The 16,626-nt window shown below is 53.1% G+C and carries 15 protein-coding genes and 1 tRNA gene; 8 read left to right on the top strand and 8 right to left on the bottom strand.

Annotated elements, in window-relative coordinates; translation table 11 throughout:
- Positions 1-235 precede the first annotated feature (235 nt).
- The 4 genes from BBOMB_RS06300 to BBOMB_RS06285 all read left to right on the top strand — a co-directional run bounded on the left by BBOMB_RS06300 (position 236) and on the right by BBOMB_RS06285 (position 5,144).
- Positions 236-895, top strand: coding sequence for a DedA family protein (locus BBOMB_RS06300; protein ID WP_044087662.1), 660 nt, complete (start codon positions 236-238; stop codon positions 893-895).
- Between the two features lie 846 nt (positions 896-1,741).
- A complete protein-coding gene (locus BBOMB_RS06295) occupies positions 1,742-2,563 on the top strand; it encodes a (Fe-S)-binding protein (RefSeq protein WP_044087663.1) in 822 nt (273 codons plus the stop codon).
- Positions 2,560-4,446, top strand: coding sequence for a LutB/LldF family L-lactate oxidation iron-sulfur protein (locus BBOMB_RS06290; RefSeq protein ID WP_238549937.1), 1,887 nt, complete (start codon positions 2,560-2,562; stop codon positions 4,444-4,446). Before BBOMB_RS06295 ends, BBOMB_RS06290 begins: the two co-directional genes overlap by 4 nt.
- The gene (locus tag BBOMB_RS06285) at positions 4,443-5,144 is read left to right on the top strand and encodes a LutC/YkgG family protein (RefSeq protein WP_044087664.1); all 702 of its coding nucleotides are present in this window, start codon (positions 4,443-4,445) and stop codon (positions 5,142-5,144) included. The genes BBOMB_RS06290 and BBOMB_RS06285 overlap by 4 nt, the downstream gene beginning before the upstream one ends.
- Positions 5,145-5,428: 284 nt before the next feature.
- Here the strand turns inward: BBOMB_RS06285 and BBOMB_RS06280 are convergent, their stop codons facing one another.
- Entirely contained in the window at positions 5,429-5,782 is a 354-nt protein-coding gene (locus tag BBOMB_RS06280) for a winged helix-turn-helix transcriptional regulator (RefSeq protein ID WP_052377560.1), read from the bottom strand.
- A 222-nt stretch (positions 5,783-6,004) separates the two neighbouring features.
- Between BBOMB_RS06280 and BBOMB_RS06275 the strand changes: the two genes are divergently transcribed.
- The gene (locus BBOMB_RS06275; protein WP_044087665.1) at positions 6,005-6,583 is read left to right on the top strand and encodes an NADPH-dependent F420 reductase; all 579 of its coding nucleotides are present in this window, start codon (positions 6,005-6,007) and stop codon (positions 6,581-6,583) included.
- Between the two features lie 348 nt (positions 6,584-6,931).
- On the opposite strand, the gene BBOMB_RS06270 is transcribed toward BBOMB_RS06275, so the two are convergent.
- Positions 6,932-7,624: an L-ribulose-5-phosphate 4-epimerase gene (locus tag BBOMB_RS06270; protein ID WP_044087666.1), complete on the bottom strand. Its 693-nt coding sequence runs from the start codon at positions 7,622-7,624 to the stop codon at positions 6,932-6,934.
- Positions 7,625-7,974: 350 nt separating this feature from the next.
- Here BBOMB_RS06270 and BBOMB_RS06265 point away from each other — a divergent pair.
- Positions 7,975-8,047 (top strand) — tRNA-Ala (locus tag BBOMB_RS06265).
- A 345-nt stretch (positions 8,048-8,392) separates the two neighbouring features.
- On the opposite strand, the gene BBOMB_RS08115 is transcribed toward BBOMB_RS06265, so the two are convergent.
- The 3 genes from BBOMB_RS08115 to BBOMB_RS06255 all read right to left on the bottom strand — a co-directional run bounded on the left by BBOMB_RS08115 (position 8,393) and on the right by BBOMB_RS06255 (position 11,177).
- On the bottom strand, positions 8,393-8,956 hold the full coding sequence (locus tag BBOMB_RS08115; protein WP_152570150.1) for a hypothetical protein: 564 nt from the start codon (positions 8,954-8,956) through the stop codon (positions 8,393-8,395).
- A 499-nt stretch (positions 8,957-9,455) separates the two neighbouring features.
- A complete protein-coding gene (locus BBOMB_RS06260; RefSeq protein ID WP_238549936.1) occupies positions 9,456-10,547 on the bottom strand; it encodes a zinc-binding dehydrogenase in 1,092 nt (363 codons plus the stop codon).
- 150 nt (positions 10,548-10,697) lie between these two features.
- Positions 10,698-11,177 (bottom strand): MerR family transcriptional regulator, encoded by a 480-nt coding sequence (locus BBOMB_RS06255; RefSeq protein WP_081867424.1) that lies wholly within the window; start codon positions 11,175-11,177, stop codon positions 10,698-10,700.
- Between the two features lie 114 nt (positions 11,178-11,291).
- Between BBOMB_RS06255 and BBOMB_RS06250 the strand changes: the two genes are divergently transcribed.
- Both BBOMB_RS06250 and BBOMB_RS06245 read left to right on the top strand, forming a co-directional pair.
- Entirely contained in the window at positions 11,292-11,894 is a 603-nt protein-coding gene (locus tag BBOMB_RS06250; protein WP_044087667.1) for an NAD(P)H-binding protein, read from the top strand.
- Between the two features lie 606 nt (positions 11,895-12,500).
- Positions 12,501-12,725, top strand: coding sequence for a hypothetical protein (locus BBOMB_RS06245; RefSeq protein ID WP_044087668.1), 225 nt, complete (start codon positions 12,501-12,503; stop codon positions 12,723-12,725).
- A 443-nt stretch (positions 12,726-13,168) separates the two neighbouring features.
- Here the strand turns inward: BBOMB_RS06245 and uriT are convergent, their stop codons facing one another.
- The 3 genes from uriT to BBOMB_RS06230 form a co-directional block, all read right to left on the bottom strand.
- Positions 13,169-14,581, bottom strand: coding sequence for a uridine transporter UriT (gene uriT / locus BBOMB_RS06240; RefSeq protein ID WP_044087669.1), 1,413 nt, complete (start codon positions 14,579-14,581; stop codon positions 13,169-13,171).
- Positions 14,582-14,586: 5 nt separating this feature from the next.
- Positions 14,587-15,528, bottom strand: coding sequence for a uridine-preferring nucleoside hydrolase UriH (gene uriH / locus BBOMB_RS06235; RefSeq protein ID WP_044087670.1), 942 nt, complete (start codon positions 15,526-15,528; stop codon positions 14,587-14,589).
- 719 nt (positions 15,529-16,247) lie between these two features.
- A complete protein-coding gene (locus BBOMB_RS06230; protein WP_044087671.1) occupies positions 16,248-16,613 on the bottom strand; it encodes a nucleotide pyrophosphohydrolase in 366 nt (121 codons plus the stop codon).
- Between the last annotated feature and the right edge of the window lie 13 nt (positions 16,614-16,626).

Genomic DNA, 16,626 nt, shown 5'->3' with positions numbered 1-16,626 from the left:
AAATCGTCATTTTCAGTAGGCATTTGCCTCAATTATCATATGACAATTTGCAAGCGGCGATGCCACCTTGCAATGCCGGCAGCATCTCTACCGCACCCTCCGCGACAGTAGGACGCCCCCCCCTTGCACTGCCTACCAAACCGAGGCCGAACGCACTGACCGATAGACCGACCTAAGCCAATATCACCACGTTCTGTATAGTTAAATCAGCACACACACGACAACAGGACGGGATATGGGCTTCATCAAATTCCTCATCGAACTGCTTAAGGATCCGCGCACCATCATCGCCGGATGGATTTTCATGGGCGTGGCTCCGACGCTGGGCTTCATTTTTCTCGTCGTCTTCGTTGAAACCGGTGTCGTCGTGTTCCCGTTCCTGCCAGGCGATTCTCTGCTCTTCGCTGCCGGCTTCTTCGCCGCGCCGGATGCGGCGACAGGCAAAGCCGCTCTTCCGATCGCCGCCCTATTGCCCGTCGTGATGCTGGCCCCAATCATCGGCGACCAATGCAACTATTTCATCGGCCACTTCTTCGGCCGCAGAATCATCGCTTCGGGAAAGGTCAAGGCCATGACGCCCGAGCGCCTCGCGAAGACCGAACACATGATAGAAAAATGGGGACCGTTGGCGGTGTTTCTGGGTCGCTTCTTCCCGTTCGTCCGCACCTTCATGCCCTTCATCTCAGGACTTTCCGGAATGCGCTGGAGCCGGTTCACGCCGTTCTCCATACTCGGCGGATTGGTGTGGTCATCGTTGTTCACGCTGTTGGGCTACTTCTTCGGCGGCATCAAGGTGGTGCAGGACAACTTCGAACTGGTCATCGTGGCGATTCTCCTCATTTCACTGCTTCCGACTGCCATCGGGCTGTTGAAGGCGAAAATCGGGGAAAAATAGAAATTCCCCATAACGTACGTAAGCTGCCGCCGGATGATGTCCAACCATCAATGACTTTATGTTTTTTCGTTTTTACAGCAAATGGAACATCGGCGAAATCAACACGAACATCCTGACCGAAACCATCGGTCACCGATTGACGAACATCTCCCCCATTATCGCGGCTCAATCGATGTTGCCTACTACAGTCTCTTACCGCAAGGCCACAAGAAAAAGTCGTCAGTCACAATCTCAACGTCTCCAAGTTCGCGAACCTTATGAACCACTTCACAACAAACGAACTGTCATCGATGGCATTGCTTCGCGTAGAGTCCTGTCTCAGATTCCTGGAACATACCCAGACTTGTTCTACACCCGCCCGTCATACCATCCGACTTAGAACCATGACTGCCCATTGAAATCGATTTTCCATATCCGTTTAAAACCACCGACACTGTCCATGTAGGCCGGCCACACGACTAAAGATAATGACTATCGAGATGATTATGGCAACCATGTAACTATTCTTGCCAATAATCAATTCTGACTCATAGCCCGCTTATCATGAATCGAACCGTTCAGCTTTTGGTTTCTCATTTCGCATGATTCCAACACCATCGTCGGTTCTTATTCAAAAGTTAATGTATATGCTGGCGGGTCCGCTGCATCTCGTCTAACACCATCGTCGGTTCTTATTCAAAAGTTAATGTAGTTACTGTATGTATAACGATATATCTGACCATTATCACGATTATCAACTTTTCGACAATTATGGGTTTTTTAGCGTGTTGCGGCACCCCAGTCAACGTTTACGTATATCGTTATATATAAGTTCAATTTGATACAGCGATGTGCAGAGAGGCGAACATGAAAGTAACAATATTCTCCACATGTTTGGTCGACTTGGTGTTTCCCAACGTCGGGAAGGCAATGGTGGAAGTCCTTGAGCGATTCGGCTGTGAAACCTATATGCCCAAACAGCAAATCTGCTGCGGACAAATCACATACAACAGTGGGTATGTGAAGGAATCGACGCAAACCATGCGCAATGAGGTGGATGCGCTACTCAGCAAGGATACGGACTATATCGTGGGTCCAGCGGGTTCGTGCGTAAACATGCTCAAGGAGTTGCAGTTCCACCTAGGCGACGACCCTGAATACAAAGTCAAAGCCCATGTTCTAGCAGGCAAGGTCTACGAGTTTTCGCAATTCATGTACCGCATACTGGGTGTACTCGACGCCGGAGCCGAGCTGCACGCCAACGCCACATACCACCGCTCCTGCCACATGACACGGCTGCTGGGCGAAAGGGAAAGCCCGTTCATACTGATGGAACACGTCAAAGGACTGAATGTCATTGCATTGCCACACATAGAGAACTGCTGCGGATTCGGCGGAATGTTCTCGATGAAGGTTCCACAGGTCTCACGACAGATGGTCGATGAAAAAGTGGCTGACGTCGAAAGCACAGGCGCCGACATACTCATTTCCTGCGATCCTGGCTGCCTGATGAATATAGGAGGGCGATTCAACCGCGAAGGCAAAGCCATCACGATCATGCACTTGGCCGAGGTACTCAACAGCAACGTCGACATGGACCGCGTGCGTTTTGTAGATGAGCAAGAACGCGCCGAACTCGACCGCGAATATCTCGTGAAATCCAATATTGAGGAAGAGACACTGGTATGAGTAAGACACAGTTTACCGATGACACTATGTTCCACCGCACCGGACTGAAAACCGGAACGATGATTCGCGATAACGAACTCGACTTCGACGAGCGGGTCGCGAAATCGGAAAAAGACACTTTCGGACAACGCGCCGTAGCCAAAGCCCAGGACGCCCAATGGGTCAAACGCGAGACGGCCCGTGCTGAACTCGGCAATTGGGAAGGCTGGCGCGACCTAGGCGAACAAATTCGCCAGCACGCAATCCGTTACCTGCCGGACTATTTGGAAGAGTTTAGTGACAATGTGGAGCGACGCGGCGGACACGTGTTCTTCGCCCAAACCGATGTGGAGGCCCGAGACTTCATCGTGGACCTGGCCAAGCGCAAACAGGCCAGGCATGTGGTGAAATCCAAGTCGATGGTCACCTCCGAAATAGGGCTGGATCCCGCCTTGTTGAAGATTCCGGGCTTGGAGGTGACCGAGACCGACCTCGCAGAATTCATCCTCGAGGAGGACAACTGGGACGAGCCCACGCACCTTGTGTTCCCGGCAATCGACAAGGACCGCGACCGTGTGCAGAAAGTATTCCACGACAAGCTTGGATATGACGGCGACAACGACCCGCAGAACGAAGCCAGGTTCAGCCGCGAGGTGCTGCGCGAACGCTTCCTCGAGGCCGACATGTCCATCACCGGATGCAACTTCGCCGTGGCCGACACCGGGATGGTCAACATCGTGACCAACGAAGGCAACGCCGACCTTTCCATGGCGATACCCAAGACCCAAGTGGTGGTCATGGGCATGGAACGCATCGTGCCGAGCCTCAAAGAGGCCGAGACGATGGACAACATGCTCGTACGCAGCGCGGTGGGAAGCAAACTCACCTCATACTGCACGTTCACTTCACCGAAGATGCCCGACGAGACCGACGGACCCGAAGACTTCTACGTAGTCATCGTCGACAACGGCAGAAGCAACGCGCTGGGCACGGACTTCGAACCGATATTGCAATGCATACGTTGCGCTTCCTGTCTCAACGTCTGCCCGATATACCGGCACATCGGAGGCAAGGGTTACGGTTCGATCTACCCGGGACCGGTGGGTGCGGTGCTTTCACCGATACTACAGGGCGATTATGGCGACTTTCACGACCTGCCATATGCCTGCAGTCTGTGCTCCGCCTGCACGGCTACCTGTCCGGTCAAGATTCCTCTGCACGAGCTGCTGCTCAAACACCGCAAGATAGAGATGAACGACAACCACATGGCCAACGCCATCGCTGACATGACCATGAAAGTGGTCGGTATTGGCACCGGACATTCATCATTGTTCCGCACGGCGCTCGCCATGGACCATATAGCGACCGACCCCATCGCCAGGAAGGGCCATAAGAGCAAAGACGATGACGGCGAGACCAGGCGTACTCCCGATACGGCGCGGAACCTCAACACCACCGGCAAACATGAGGAATGGATGCCACTCGTCTTCGGTGGCTGGACGAAGGTCCGCGACCTTCCGCAACCTCCGAAGCACTCCGACAACTTCCGCACCTGGTTCGCCAAGCGAAAAAAGTCGCAAGGGTCGCCGGAGGAATTCTCCAAACTCCAATCGGGAATACTCTCCAGCAACCCAAACGCCACCATCGCCGGGACCGGTACGGTGAATCGTGAAGAAGACGCGACCGCGCCTTTCGGCGCTTTCGACAATTCCGTGTCGTCGCGTCGCGCCGACCACGAAAAAACCGAACCCCTCAGCGCCGACACGGTGCCGACCTCGTTGGGGTCGATTGAGGATGAGACCTATGGCGAACGGGTGCCCGACTTGGTGCATGCGGAAATGAATCCGCAGGCGCAGCATGGCGCGCACGACGCCTCGGATGAGGGAAGGAAGCACAACAAATGACCGACCGCGAAGCATTCCTCGACTATCTGGCGCAAAAAAGCGGGCGACCAAGGCACCAGCTGCAAAATCACCCATTGGAACCCATCAACGATCTGCCCGAATCGAACATGTCCGGCCATTCACAGGACGAGCTGCTCGAAATCGCGCGCAGAAACGCCCCTGCGGTGCATGTGGATTTCCAGACTTGCACGACTACGAATCTCACCGACACGTTGGATACGTTTGTGAAGCGGAACTCGGACGGCAGACTCATGCTGCCGACGAACGACGACGAGTTCGCGGCATTCGGTCTGGAAAGCTGGCGTGACGGACTTGACCCCAAACCCACCTACTGGCTGCCGGATGCGGATCGCGACAGCAATATCGCAACCGCTTCCCACGCCCAGGCCGCCATCGGGTTTGCGGATTACCTGTGTGCGGAAAGCTGCACCATCACTGCGGCTACGACACCTGGCCAAGGGCGTGCCTTCCATTTCCTGCCCGTCCATTACCTCTCGATTATCCGTAAATCGCGGATAGTGCCGCGTACGCGGCAGGCGATGGATCATTACGATCAGGACATCAAGTCCGGCCGCTTGGCCACATCCAACATCAACTTCATTACCGGTACCTCAAGCACGGGTGATATCGAAATGGTGCTGGTGGTAGGCGTGCATGGCCCACTTGAAATGACATACTTGGTGGTCACGGACTTATAAACGCCCCTACCGCAGTCGAACCGTGAGACGGCTCCTCCAAGAAGACACATCCCGGAGAACCGACTCTTCAATGCGGACGCTCATTGCCGATTATCCACTCGTTTGGCACCCGTTGACGAGTCCGCTTTGCTCACAGACATTCAACGACCGCAACGAACAGATCGGTCCAGGACGGAGCACATGATCCGTATCAGTCAGCGAATCCCACCAAGCCCAATCCGTAGCCCACCAATCAAAATGCTCATTCGAAGCAAAGGCTCGGATAAGAGGCAGACGGACGGTAATCACGCTATGCAGTCCAACGCACTGTATAGCGACTGAATCATGTCAAGACTCTTATCAGCAACGATACGGCCGGCGTCGGTGAGCGAGTAGAGCGAACTGCGGCCTTCGGACTTATTCTCGACCAACTTATCCTCAACAAGAAGACTCAACGTATACGAAAGCATGCGGTCGCTGATGCCGTCAACCTTGCGACGAATCTGGGAAAAGCGGGCGTCATTTTCTCGTAGTGCGGTAAGGACAAGAATGCTCCACCTACTTGTCACATCATTAAGCAGAGCCCGGGAAGGGCACTGCGACGAGAACACATCATACTTCACATTCGCCGTCTGGCTCATCACTTCATCCACCTCCATAGACCAACCCTGCGCATTACACCCATTCAACAGTCCCGGTAACAAACACCGCATTCTATAGTACACGAAATATCGATTTGACACTAACATTATTTTAGTGCTAACCTTATGTTAGCTGTCGAGGTACGGCGAGCCCATTCTCGCGACAGATAATTAAACAACCACAATAAGGTCCGCATATCGCGGACAGTGAAGAACACAGCAGAAGTTATGGAGAGCACGATGACAACAGCGACAATCTTCGGCAAAGGCAACATGGGAACCGCAATCATGGGCATCTTCGAGGATGCCGATTGGCAGGTGCAGATATTAGACAGCAAAACCACACCAAGCACCACCATCGAAGGAAGCATCGTAATCCTCGCCGTCCCCTACCCAGCCTTGACGGCCATCACCGGCACCTTCTCGGATCAGTTCAAGGGTCGCATCGTGGTGGACATCACCAATCCCGTGGATTTCAACACTATGGACTCGCTGCTGCCTGCGGCAGATAGCTCGGCAGCAGCGGAGCTCCAGACGAAGTTGCCGGACTCCCAAGTATTGAAGGCGTTCAACACGATGTTTGCGGGAAACCTCTCATCAAAGAAGGTCGGTCCGAACCAGGCGACCGTACTTATCGCCGGCGATAGCAAGGATGCCAAGTCCGAACTCGCCAACGTCATCAAGAAAGCAGGGCTCAACGCCATCGACGCGGGCAGCCTCAAACGCGCTCGCGAGCTCGAAGCCATGGGCTTCCTGCAGCTTGCGATGGGAGTAGCCGGAAAACTCAGCTTCGACGGCGGTTTCGCAATTTTGCAGTAACGCGAGGCTGGATCCGACTCACACTGAGGCAGGACAGAGCTGGACGGACGAATGCTCGCGCCCTGCGAATCCAACGACGTCCGCCCGCGCTCCACACCAGCGGACTTCGCGTGAAGCGCAGGCGGACATGAACATGCAAACATGTCAGAAATGAACGGTCATGCTCATCCAGGCAGCTACGGATACATGTGAAATACACGAATAGCGCAGCCCGGACACCGCCGAGGCAAACAAACCGCATCGGAGACCAAAACACATCAACTGGATAGGTGCGGACAACCAAGAGGGTCGGATCCCAACAGATCCGACCCTCTTCAATTCACACCGATACCCACCGGTGCACGACGCTCAGTGCTGACCATACACGTTGGTATAGCGATCGTTGAGCTTGGCTATGTCCTCCGGGGCAATCTCCATGGCACCGCCCAGCTGCTCGGCGGCCCACATCGTGTGCGCCACCTCCTCGGTCATCGCGGCGGCCTTGACCGCAGCCTCGGCGTCCTTGCCGATGGTGAACGGCCCATGGTTCCGCATGAGTACCGCAGGAGAATGGGGGTACTTCCTCAAAGTCTCCACCACGCCCTTGCCGATCTCCTCGCTTCCGATGAGTCTGAACGGCCCCACCGGAACGGGGCCACCGAACTCGTCACCCATCATCGTCAGGCCGCAGGGAATGTCGCGGCCAGCCGCAGCCCAAGCTGTAGCATACGTGGAATGGGTGTGCACCACACCATAAACGCCAGGCATGTTTCGGTAGATATAGGCATGGGAAGCGGTGTCCGAACTGGGGGCTTCAGTGCCGTCAACCAGATTCCCCTCCAAATCGGTCACCACCATCGAAGCAGGAGTAAGGTACTCATAGCGCACGCCCGAGGGCTTGATCACCATCAAATCCGCGGTATGCAGACGTTGTGAGACATTACCCGCCGTCCATACCACCAAATTCCATTTGATCAGCTGCTCATGAAGAGTAGCCACCTGTTCACGTACCTGTTTGACTTCAGCCCTTACTTCCGGCCCAAAATCCGCTAACGTCGCCATATCGATTCCTTTCGTCGCGTGCCATAGAGGTCACCCATCGACCATCACGGTCTCTACGCATTCTCATGTTAGCGCGAACATGCTACAGTTTGCAAGCATTGGCACACGCTTCACATGGCCCGAAGATCTTGGGACGCGCGGGAAAGTAGGATCGGGAAAATCGCGATGCCCGTACCCGAAGTGGGAGCACCACGATCGCACCCGAAGTGAAAGGCCGCCACTAAACCATGTGAATCACGATTGAGACGCGCGAAAGATACGATATACCCAAAAGACACGAAACACACCCTTGCAAATTGCACTTATATGGCGGTTACGCTACACTATGTAATGTTGTCTGAAGAGACAATGGGGCTGTAGCTCAGTTGGTAGAGCGCTTCGTTCGCATCGAAGAGGTCGTGGTTTCGATTACCATCAGCTCCACTGGCGTGTGTTTGCGCGTGTTTCCCTCAATCCTTGAAATCCCGGCTTTTCCTTTGCCGCAGTAGTGTTCATACGCGGCTCGCCTTGCCCCTCCCGTTTGCCACGGGACGTCAAAAAACGTCATAATAAACCATGGTTAGGTAACAATTTAGGTAACATCACGGAAGGGGCCGATGATGGTAAGGAAACAGACTTAATCAGAACCAGAAAGGAATAAGACGATATTGCCTAAAAAGTATTCCCTGCAAAACTAATAGCGGCAGCCAGACAAAAAGACTTTAACATTCGACTTCAATAAGTTTCGCCGACAACGATTCGCATAAAACAGTAAATCGTCTATTTTGCTTACTTTGAATCATTAAGCATATAATTTTTGGACACTTTCTTCGCACTCCCCAAGCACAACTTATTATCTTTCTCAGCCTTTCTTAACCAACGGTTTCCCCTCGAATCACTATAAACTAATTCACTAACGTAAAAGACAGAATTCGACGCATCACTGAAAATCGGGGTGCATTCATTTTTTCTACGGTCAAAACGAGAAAGATAAAGTTGCGCATAAAACTTGTTAGGCCCTGGCGAGGCGGTTCCATCTACATACCACTGGCCTGTCGCAATGTTGGCCCAACAGGAGAAATTTCCTCTTTTTTCCGGCAAGACCAAATCCACAGTTGACACGGCCTGATCCCAATCCCATTTCCCGCAGATCCTCATCTGAACCCTATGCACAGACGTATCACCCGAATTCTCCAGTAGAACACCATGCTGTTTCTTGTCAGTACCTATAACAGGGACCGCAGAAAGTATGTTGGCATCTCTATGGCGTTGTAATCGAAAGTTATAAGCAACAGAAACGATGCTAGCTGCCGAAATCAATGAACTTATCGACTCTATAATTGACCAAATCAACGTAACGCCTTTCTCATTGAGAATAAGTCTTTAACATTGCAGACTATTCGTTGAAATAAATACCTTTTGTATATTAACTCATTCGGAATATTCACGATTATGACCATGTCGATATGACGCATACCTAAGCTCTATAATGTTCTCTTAATCACTATGAAGCAGCATCTTCAATGATTGCAGACCCGAAAGCGCAACATTCTTTCCTAAATCCATACTCGCTTACCGAATATTGAACAAGAAAAGTATCGCTCAAACATCAAATTTCTACGGGAACTGAAATCCTACGATTTACATCACCTGCACAGTAATAAACCCACTACAACTACCGAAAACACAGTAAAACTCACAATACTGTTTCTGTAGAGAATTACATTGACGCACCATCACGAACGAGTGTAATTCAGTTCCGTGGACCATGCTCAGTTTTGAAGCGAAAAATCAGCATTCACAGTGATGCGGGGCGAAGCCGACAAAACTCCGTTCCGCATCAGTTACGACTTCACATCATAATCAGCGACTTTATGGATTCACGTTTATCCATGGCTGCATACGCATCCGCCGCATGCTCCAGGTCGAAGCGCTTGGTGAAGACCCTGCCGGGGTTAATGCGTCCCTCAAGCACGGCATCGAGCAGTAGCCCACGATCATAGGTGGTCACATTGGCAATGCCCCCGCACATGCCCACATTACGCCAGTAGAGCGGATCGAGATCCACCTGGCTGGACTGCGGGATGCCGACACGCCCTACAACCGCTCCAGGACGGGCCACCTTCACAGCGGTGTCGAACGAGAGCTCCGTACCCACACATTCAAGCACCGCATCTGCACCGGCGCTTTTACCTTCATCCACGCCCAAAAGCTTATGCACCGCCTTCACGGCATCATCACCACGATCCGGCACGATGTCAGTGGCACCGAACTCTTTGGCAAGCGCCTGACGGTCCGCATGACGGCTCATAGCGATGATGCGCTTGGCGCCGCGCAGCTTCGAGGCGATCACGCCACACAAGCCGACAGCACCATCACCCATCACTACGACCGTATCGCCTTCAGCGACCTCAGCGGAGGCTGCAGCATGGTAGCCCGTGGCCATCACATCAGATAGCGCAAGCAGCGAATCAAGCTGATCATCCGTATACCCTTCAGGCTTGCCGGGCACTTTGACGAGCCCCCAATCGGCGTGCGGATAACGTAAGTATTGCGCTTGGTAACCCCTCTTGCCCGTCGCGTCCGGGTTCATGCAGTTTGCATCGAAACCAGCACGGCATGCCGGGCAATGCCCACAGCCGGCAGTGAATGGAACAACCACGAAGTCACCTGGATGAATAGGCTCGGCACCATCACGAGCTGCCGCATCATTGACGCCACTACCTACCGATTCGACGATGCCGATGGCCTCATGCCCGGTCGTGGTGCCGGTATCGCGATGGGAAAGTCCACGATACCACCACAAATCGGAGCCGCACACGCAAGCGCGCAGGATACGCACGATGGCATCGGTCGGCTGTTCGATGACCGGCTTGGGAACGTCCTGCACCTCGATCCTTCCTGGCCCCATGAACACTGCAGCTTTCATTGTCTCTGCGGTCATACACCGCTCCTTTCACTAAATTACTTGGACGATTGGCTTTCTGAGCTACATGTGAAGAAATGCATCACTCCATAACGTGGATGTCAGCCAACCATCAATACCATTAAATGTAAAGCATTAGAGTTACTCTAATGCAAATCTTCGTCATTCTCACTTACGCTTTTTCGCAGCGTCAGCAGGGACGTAACTGTCTGCACTATGGCTGATGAGGACATCAGCGTAATGCGCCACTTTCTTATTGATCGTGACCAAGTGGCGGTTGAGCTCTTCAAGCTGCTCGACCGTGCGCCGCTGCTGATCGAGCATGATCTGATAACGTTCGGGAATGGTCAAATCTCCCCGGAGTACAAGTTCGAAGTAATGCTTGACCTCTCCAATTGGCATGCCGGTCTGCCGTAGACACGTGATCAAATGGACCCATTGCAGATCACGTTCGTCGAAAACACGGTTGTTGTGCTCATCGCGCTTCGCGAAAGGGATGAGACCGTGATTATCGTAGTAGCGCACGGCGTATGTCGATATGCCTTCTTTTTGCGCCACCTCACGCACCGTATATGTATTCTCCCCTTCAACCGTTGTCCATTCGGACTCTCTATTTCCCGACGGTTCAGCTAATTGACTCGAAGGCATGACGGAACTTCCCTTCCACTAACTGTAAACCTCTATACTTCTTTTCTACTATACAAAGGCAACCACTCATAAAAGGGCAATCGTTCGAAAGGGCAATCGTTCGAAAGGACAACCATGCATATTGCAATCATCGGTGCCACAGGATCAATCGGAACAATCACCCGCACCTACTTCCTCGACAACGGAAACGACTTCCTTACTCTCGTCGCCAGAAGCTTCCCCTCGTCCTTGACGATAGACCCCCGGCGTGAGCAAGTCGTCGTCGCTGACGTTACCGATCCGGCCTCATTGCATGGCATCCTGCAGGGCCAGGATGCAGTTTTCGCCGCGCTGTCCGGAGACCTGCCGGCAATGGCACGCGCTTTGGTAAACACCATGGACGAAGCAGGAGTGCAACGGCTGCTTTTCATCAGCTCAATGGGCATCTACGACGAGATACCGGCATCCGTCGGCGTGGAAGGCAACCTCTCCCACAATCCGATGCTGCTCCCCTACCGTCAGGCAGCGGACATTATCGAAGCCTCTGACCTGAACTATACCGTCATCCGGCCAGGTTGGTTCGACAACGGCCCAGCCGACGATTACCAAGTGACCCATAAAGGCGAACCGTTTGGAGGGCATGACGTAGCACGGCGTTCCATTGCGGACCTGGTATTCCGTTTGGCGCACGACCCCCATCTCGGCAGCCGCGACAGTCTCGGCATCAACCGTAGGTAAGCACCCGGAATGCCTGTATGCATTCACCATCGCGAATCATTAGGACGATACTGCCTGACCGGACCTATTAGTAGGCACCGCATCAGATTGCCTCTAGCACCCCGATGATTTGTGCGACCTCCTTATCCCTCACTTCCAGCTATAGAATCGAGGATTGAGAGCCAAGGGCCAAGACAACACCTAGAACAAAATCATCGCTGAACACACAGCAAACGACAACTCAAACAGCCGAAGGTACAGCCGACTGATCAGAGTTATGGGAACAGACACCGTAGTCCATCAATCATACGAATGTGTAAATTATCATGTATTTAGTAGCCATAGAGGGTGCCGCTGACGGGACGACGATTATGAAACACGTCTGATATTTTCAGTTCCTAAAACATATCATGTAGCCCCAGAACGTTGCTGCTGACCGAAGCAATCACAGGAAAAATAGACAGAATCGTTGAAATAGTAGGAAAAAATAAACATAAACAAGACTCGTGACCTGAAGACAATTATTCCTGTTTTCCCAAAAGGTAGCAACCAGCGGAATTTACCAAATTTACGCATAAAGATGTATGCTGAGATAGTCTAATACATCACCTTGGAAAGGACCATGACATGGACATCAAGAACGAAGCTACAAAACTTGCCCACAAGGTCGAGGATGGCGCTCAAAAAGCGGCGAATTCCGCGACCGAGGCTGCTCACAACCTGGCTGACAAGGCCGCTGATATGGCAGGGAACGTGAAAGACCAATCCCAAAAAGCTGCTGATCAGGCGAGCGAAAAGGGAAAGGAAGCCGCTGATAAAGCCAAGGATGCGGTTAACGAGGCCAAGAACTAGTTGAGGCCGGGCCAGGCTTAAAACTGACCGGCTTATATGACTCTCGTCACATGTAAGATCCGACTGCCATGACATCCACTCAACTAGTGGATGTCATGGCAGTCGGATCTTGCGTTATTCGCTTCCGAATCATGAATTCTAAATCACATATGGAACTGCATACGGCATTCAAAACGTAGATTTGAACCATCGATGCACGTCGATTCCGTCAATATATCAAATTAACGGCAATCCGATGCCTTCAAAAATGTAAGCGCAGAAAACTCAATGACACGAAAAAGAAGCGTCCAATCTTCAGACCAAAGTGGATCATGTCATTGCACCTCGGACGGTACTAAAATAAAGAAGTGATGCATCCACATACCAAGATGCCTTTCTTATAGACTTCCCGACCATAAGAAAGGCATCTAACGATGACATGGACTAACCGATTTCAACCACCGTCAGTCATCACCATGCAACGGGATGAGCAACGACGCCATATACGCCAACGCCAAGAGGACCACGGCACCTACCATGCTCGCCATGTATCCGACGGTGCCGTTTGTAGGTGTGCTGAAGGCGTTCATAATGGCATAGAGGACGGCATAGCTTAACCCTGAACCAAGATTGAAGCCACCGGCATTGAGTCCTGGCAGGTAACCTGTATTATCGGCAGGAGAAAGCACAACGCCCAAACCATTGAGCATGATGTTGACCGTACCCGCATAGGAGACACCCAACAAAACGGACAGAACCACCAAAGCCCAGATGCTAGGCACCTTACACACGTAAATGCCGAACAGAAGACCGATGACCGTGACAAGCAGACCGGCACGCAGAACCTTATGATAACCGAACTTGGATGCCAGAACGCCGGCGACCGGACCGAACGCCAATCCGATGAGCGCGTATGGGGTGAGCGTAGCGAAGGAAACAACGCTGGCGCTCATTCCCACACCGAACTTCGCGTCTTGAGCTAAAGCCGGAACGATGCCATTCATGATTGCAAAAACGCCGGTCATGGTCAGCAAAGTGGTCAGCAGCAGGCCCCAAGTGCGGCGCTGCTTGAGATAATGGGTGGTGACCATAGGTGCCTTGGCTCTCTTTTCAATCTGCCAAAAGACCACGAAAAAGACCGCCGCGACCACGATTTCTCCAACGACCACCAGCCAATTGGCCTTGACGAGCTTTTCAATCTCATTGATGGCAAGGTAGGCCATAAGAAAAGCCACACACAGAGAAAACACACCAGGCCAATCCATGCGCGGGGTTTCAGCCGCATGACTCTCATCGGCGAAGACGAGCACCAGCACGATGGCGATGACTGCTATGACCACCATGAACCAGAACACGGAACGGAAACCGAATGTTCCGGCCAACCAGCCACCGAGAATGGCGTCCACCCCGCCGATTCCGCCGTTGACCGCTGTCAGAATGGACATGAGCTTGGCATAGCGCGTATCGTCAGTAACCCTGTTATGGAGCATGATCAGCGTCATAGGAACAATGGGACCGGCGACCCCCTGTATCACGCGCCCGACCATCAACATCGGAACGTTTACCGCGAGCGCGGAAACAACGCATCCGGCCGCGGTCAAAATCAACATACCGAGCAGGACTTTCTTACGCCCCGCCAAATCCCCCAAACGGGGCAGAAAGAGCGAAAAGACGGCGCAGGCCGTGAAGAACACCGTCTGCGTCAAGCCGATTTGCGAGCTGTCGGTGTGCAGCTCGTTCTGCATGGTGGCCAACGCCGGCGAAAGCATGGAGGCGTTGAGCTGGAAAGCAAAGATGGCAGCCATCAGAGCCGTCATCAAAGCGACGATTGACTTACCGCCCTCATTCATTATTTTTTTACCGGAAACTTCACTCATTGCATTCACCCAATCCTTTTGATGGCGTCCGTGACAAGATTCCAGAACTTGCCAAAGTCAAGCTTGGTGGCGACCTGGGTGTGGCATTCCTCAGCAGAAGGCTCCGGACCACGCAAATCGGCAACGGTCATGCCCAACGTCAGATCACCGTGCAGCTCGATGTTCACAGGGCAACGACGAGTCTGCACGACACTTGGGTCAATGAGGTAGGCAACAGTGCAAGGATCGTGCACAGGCGGATCGATGAAGTCCTGATTATTTTGGTAGCTTTTACGGAAGAAATCCATAAGGCCGCTGACAAAGTGGGCCAGATCGGTGCCCAAATCGTCGATGCGGTGCTGGACTTCAGGTGTGCACAGGGCCTGATGGGTCAGATCCAAACCGACCATCGTCACCGGCCAAGGTTCGTTGAAAACGATATGGGCCGCCTCAGGATCAACCTTGATGTTGAACTCCGACACCGCGCTCCAGTTGCCGGTGTGGTAGCCGCCTCCCATCAGGACCACTTCCTTGACGCGATCGACGATGCGCGGCTCCAAACGCACAGCCATAGCGATATTGGTCAACGGGCCCGTCGGTACCAAGGTGATGGTTTTGGGTTCAGCCGCCATAATCGTGTCGATGAGCCAATTGACGGCGTGTCCCTTATCAAGCGGACGAGTGGGGTCAGGAAGCTCTACGCCATCCAAACCAGTCTCGCCGTGGATAGAGGCGGCCACCTCCTGCTTGCGCACGAGAGGTCTGTCGCAACCGGCATGCACGGGGACATCCGTCGCGTGGGCTTTTTCAAGGACCGCACGCGCATTGTAGGTGACTTTATCAAGGCTCTGGTTGCCACCGACTGTGGTGACACCCAGTAAATCTATGTCGGGGTTGCCCACTGCCAGCAAGATGGCGACCGCGTCATCATGCCCCGGGTCGGAATCCAGGATTATTTTCCTTGCCATTTGCTCTTTCTCCTTTTGCTGTTGACGCATACAACGACTTGCAAACCTAGCAACGGTCTTTCAATCGTCCTATCGGCTACGCGCTTGGCTATTGATACTCATATCGAACCATGAGCTGTCCAGCAGGCTGAGACCCCGACTTCCGGGCAACCTAAAACCCATCCGGCGAATCCCCACGCATCCGCACGACATGTTCACCGTGCGTATGCAAAATAAGGTCAACACCTTGCTTTTTGTCCTTCACGCATAGCGCGTCCACATCGTAGCGACTCCATGATACTGCCTAAAAGCCTGGTCATGAAACGACACCGGCGCAAGTCGCGAAAACACTTCCCGAAAGTGGTCTCGGACAAGCGGACTCCGCCCCGGACTCGCCCCAGACCGGCCGCACGACTCCATGAATAGGCTTCATTGCATTATGAGCTTTTGCAATCCACCTTCCATCCTTGCGAAGTCCCTGATCCTTTATGCCCAATGTGGCAAGGCCGAGCCCAGCCACGGGTTCGCTTGGAGTCGCAGCTTGTGTTGATTCATACCATCCAATCCGCTTCCTCGCCTCACCGCATTCATCGGTTTGAAAGCACGTTCAGGCCAATCGCCCACATACAGCGAATAGAGAAAAGGAAAGCTGGAGCGAGACCATAGGATGGTGGTCCAAGACAATCAACGTGTTTCCCATGAAGCAGCGGTAACGCATGTGCACACAAGCGCCAAGGGAATCAGTCCTGGGACGAACCGTCCTTAGCTTTGCCATCATGCAGTCTCCGGTAACCGGCGAAGTCGCCACGCACCGCCTGCACGGGATATTTGGCGCGGTTCTTGGCCAGCTTGGACAGGATGATGTCCTCCATGCTGCAGCCCAAGGCGTCAGCCATCGAACTGCAGTAAATCAGCACGTCGGCCAGTTCCTCCTTGACATGCTCAAGATCCGGCTTCTCGACGTCAGGCGACCACTGGAAGCACTCAAGTAACTCCCCCGCTTCGATGCAGATGGACTTCGCCAAAGCATCCACCGTGTTGTATTGGGCCCAACCGCGTTCGTCAAGAAACACCCGCAACGCCTGCACCGTGGACTCACTGATCATAGAGCGATTATAC

The organism is Bifidobacterium bombi DSM 19703 (assembly GCF_000737845.1).
In the GTDB taxonomy this organism is placed as follows: Bacteria; Actinomycetota; Actinomycetes; order Actinomycetales; family Bifidobacteriaceae; genus Bifidobacterium; species Bifidobacterium bombi.
Note: the sequence above shows the minus strand (reverse complement) of the source record. Positions and strands in the feature narration are given on the sequence as shown.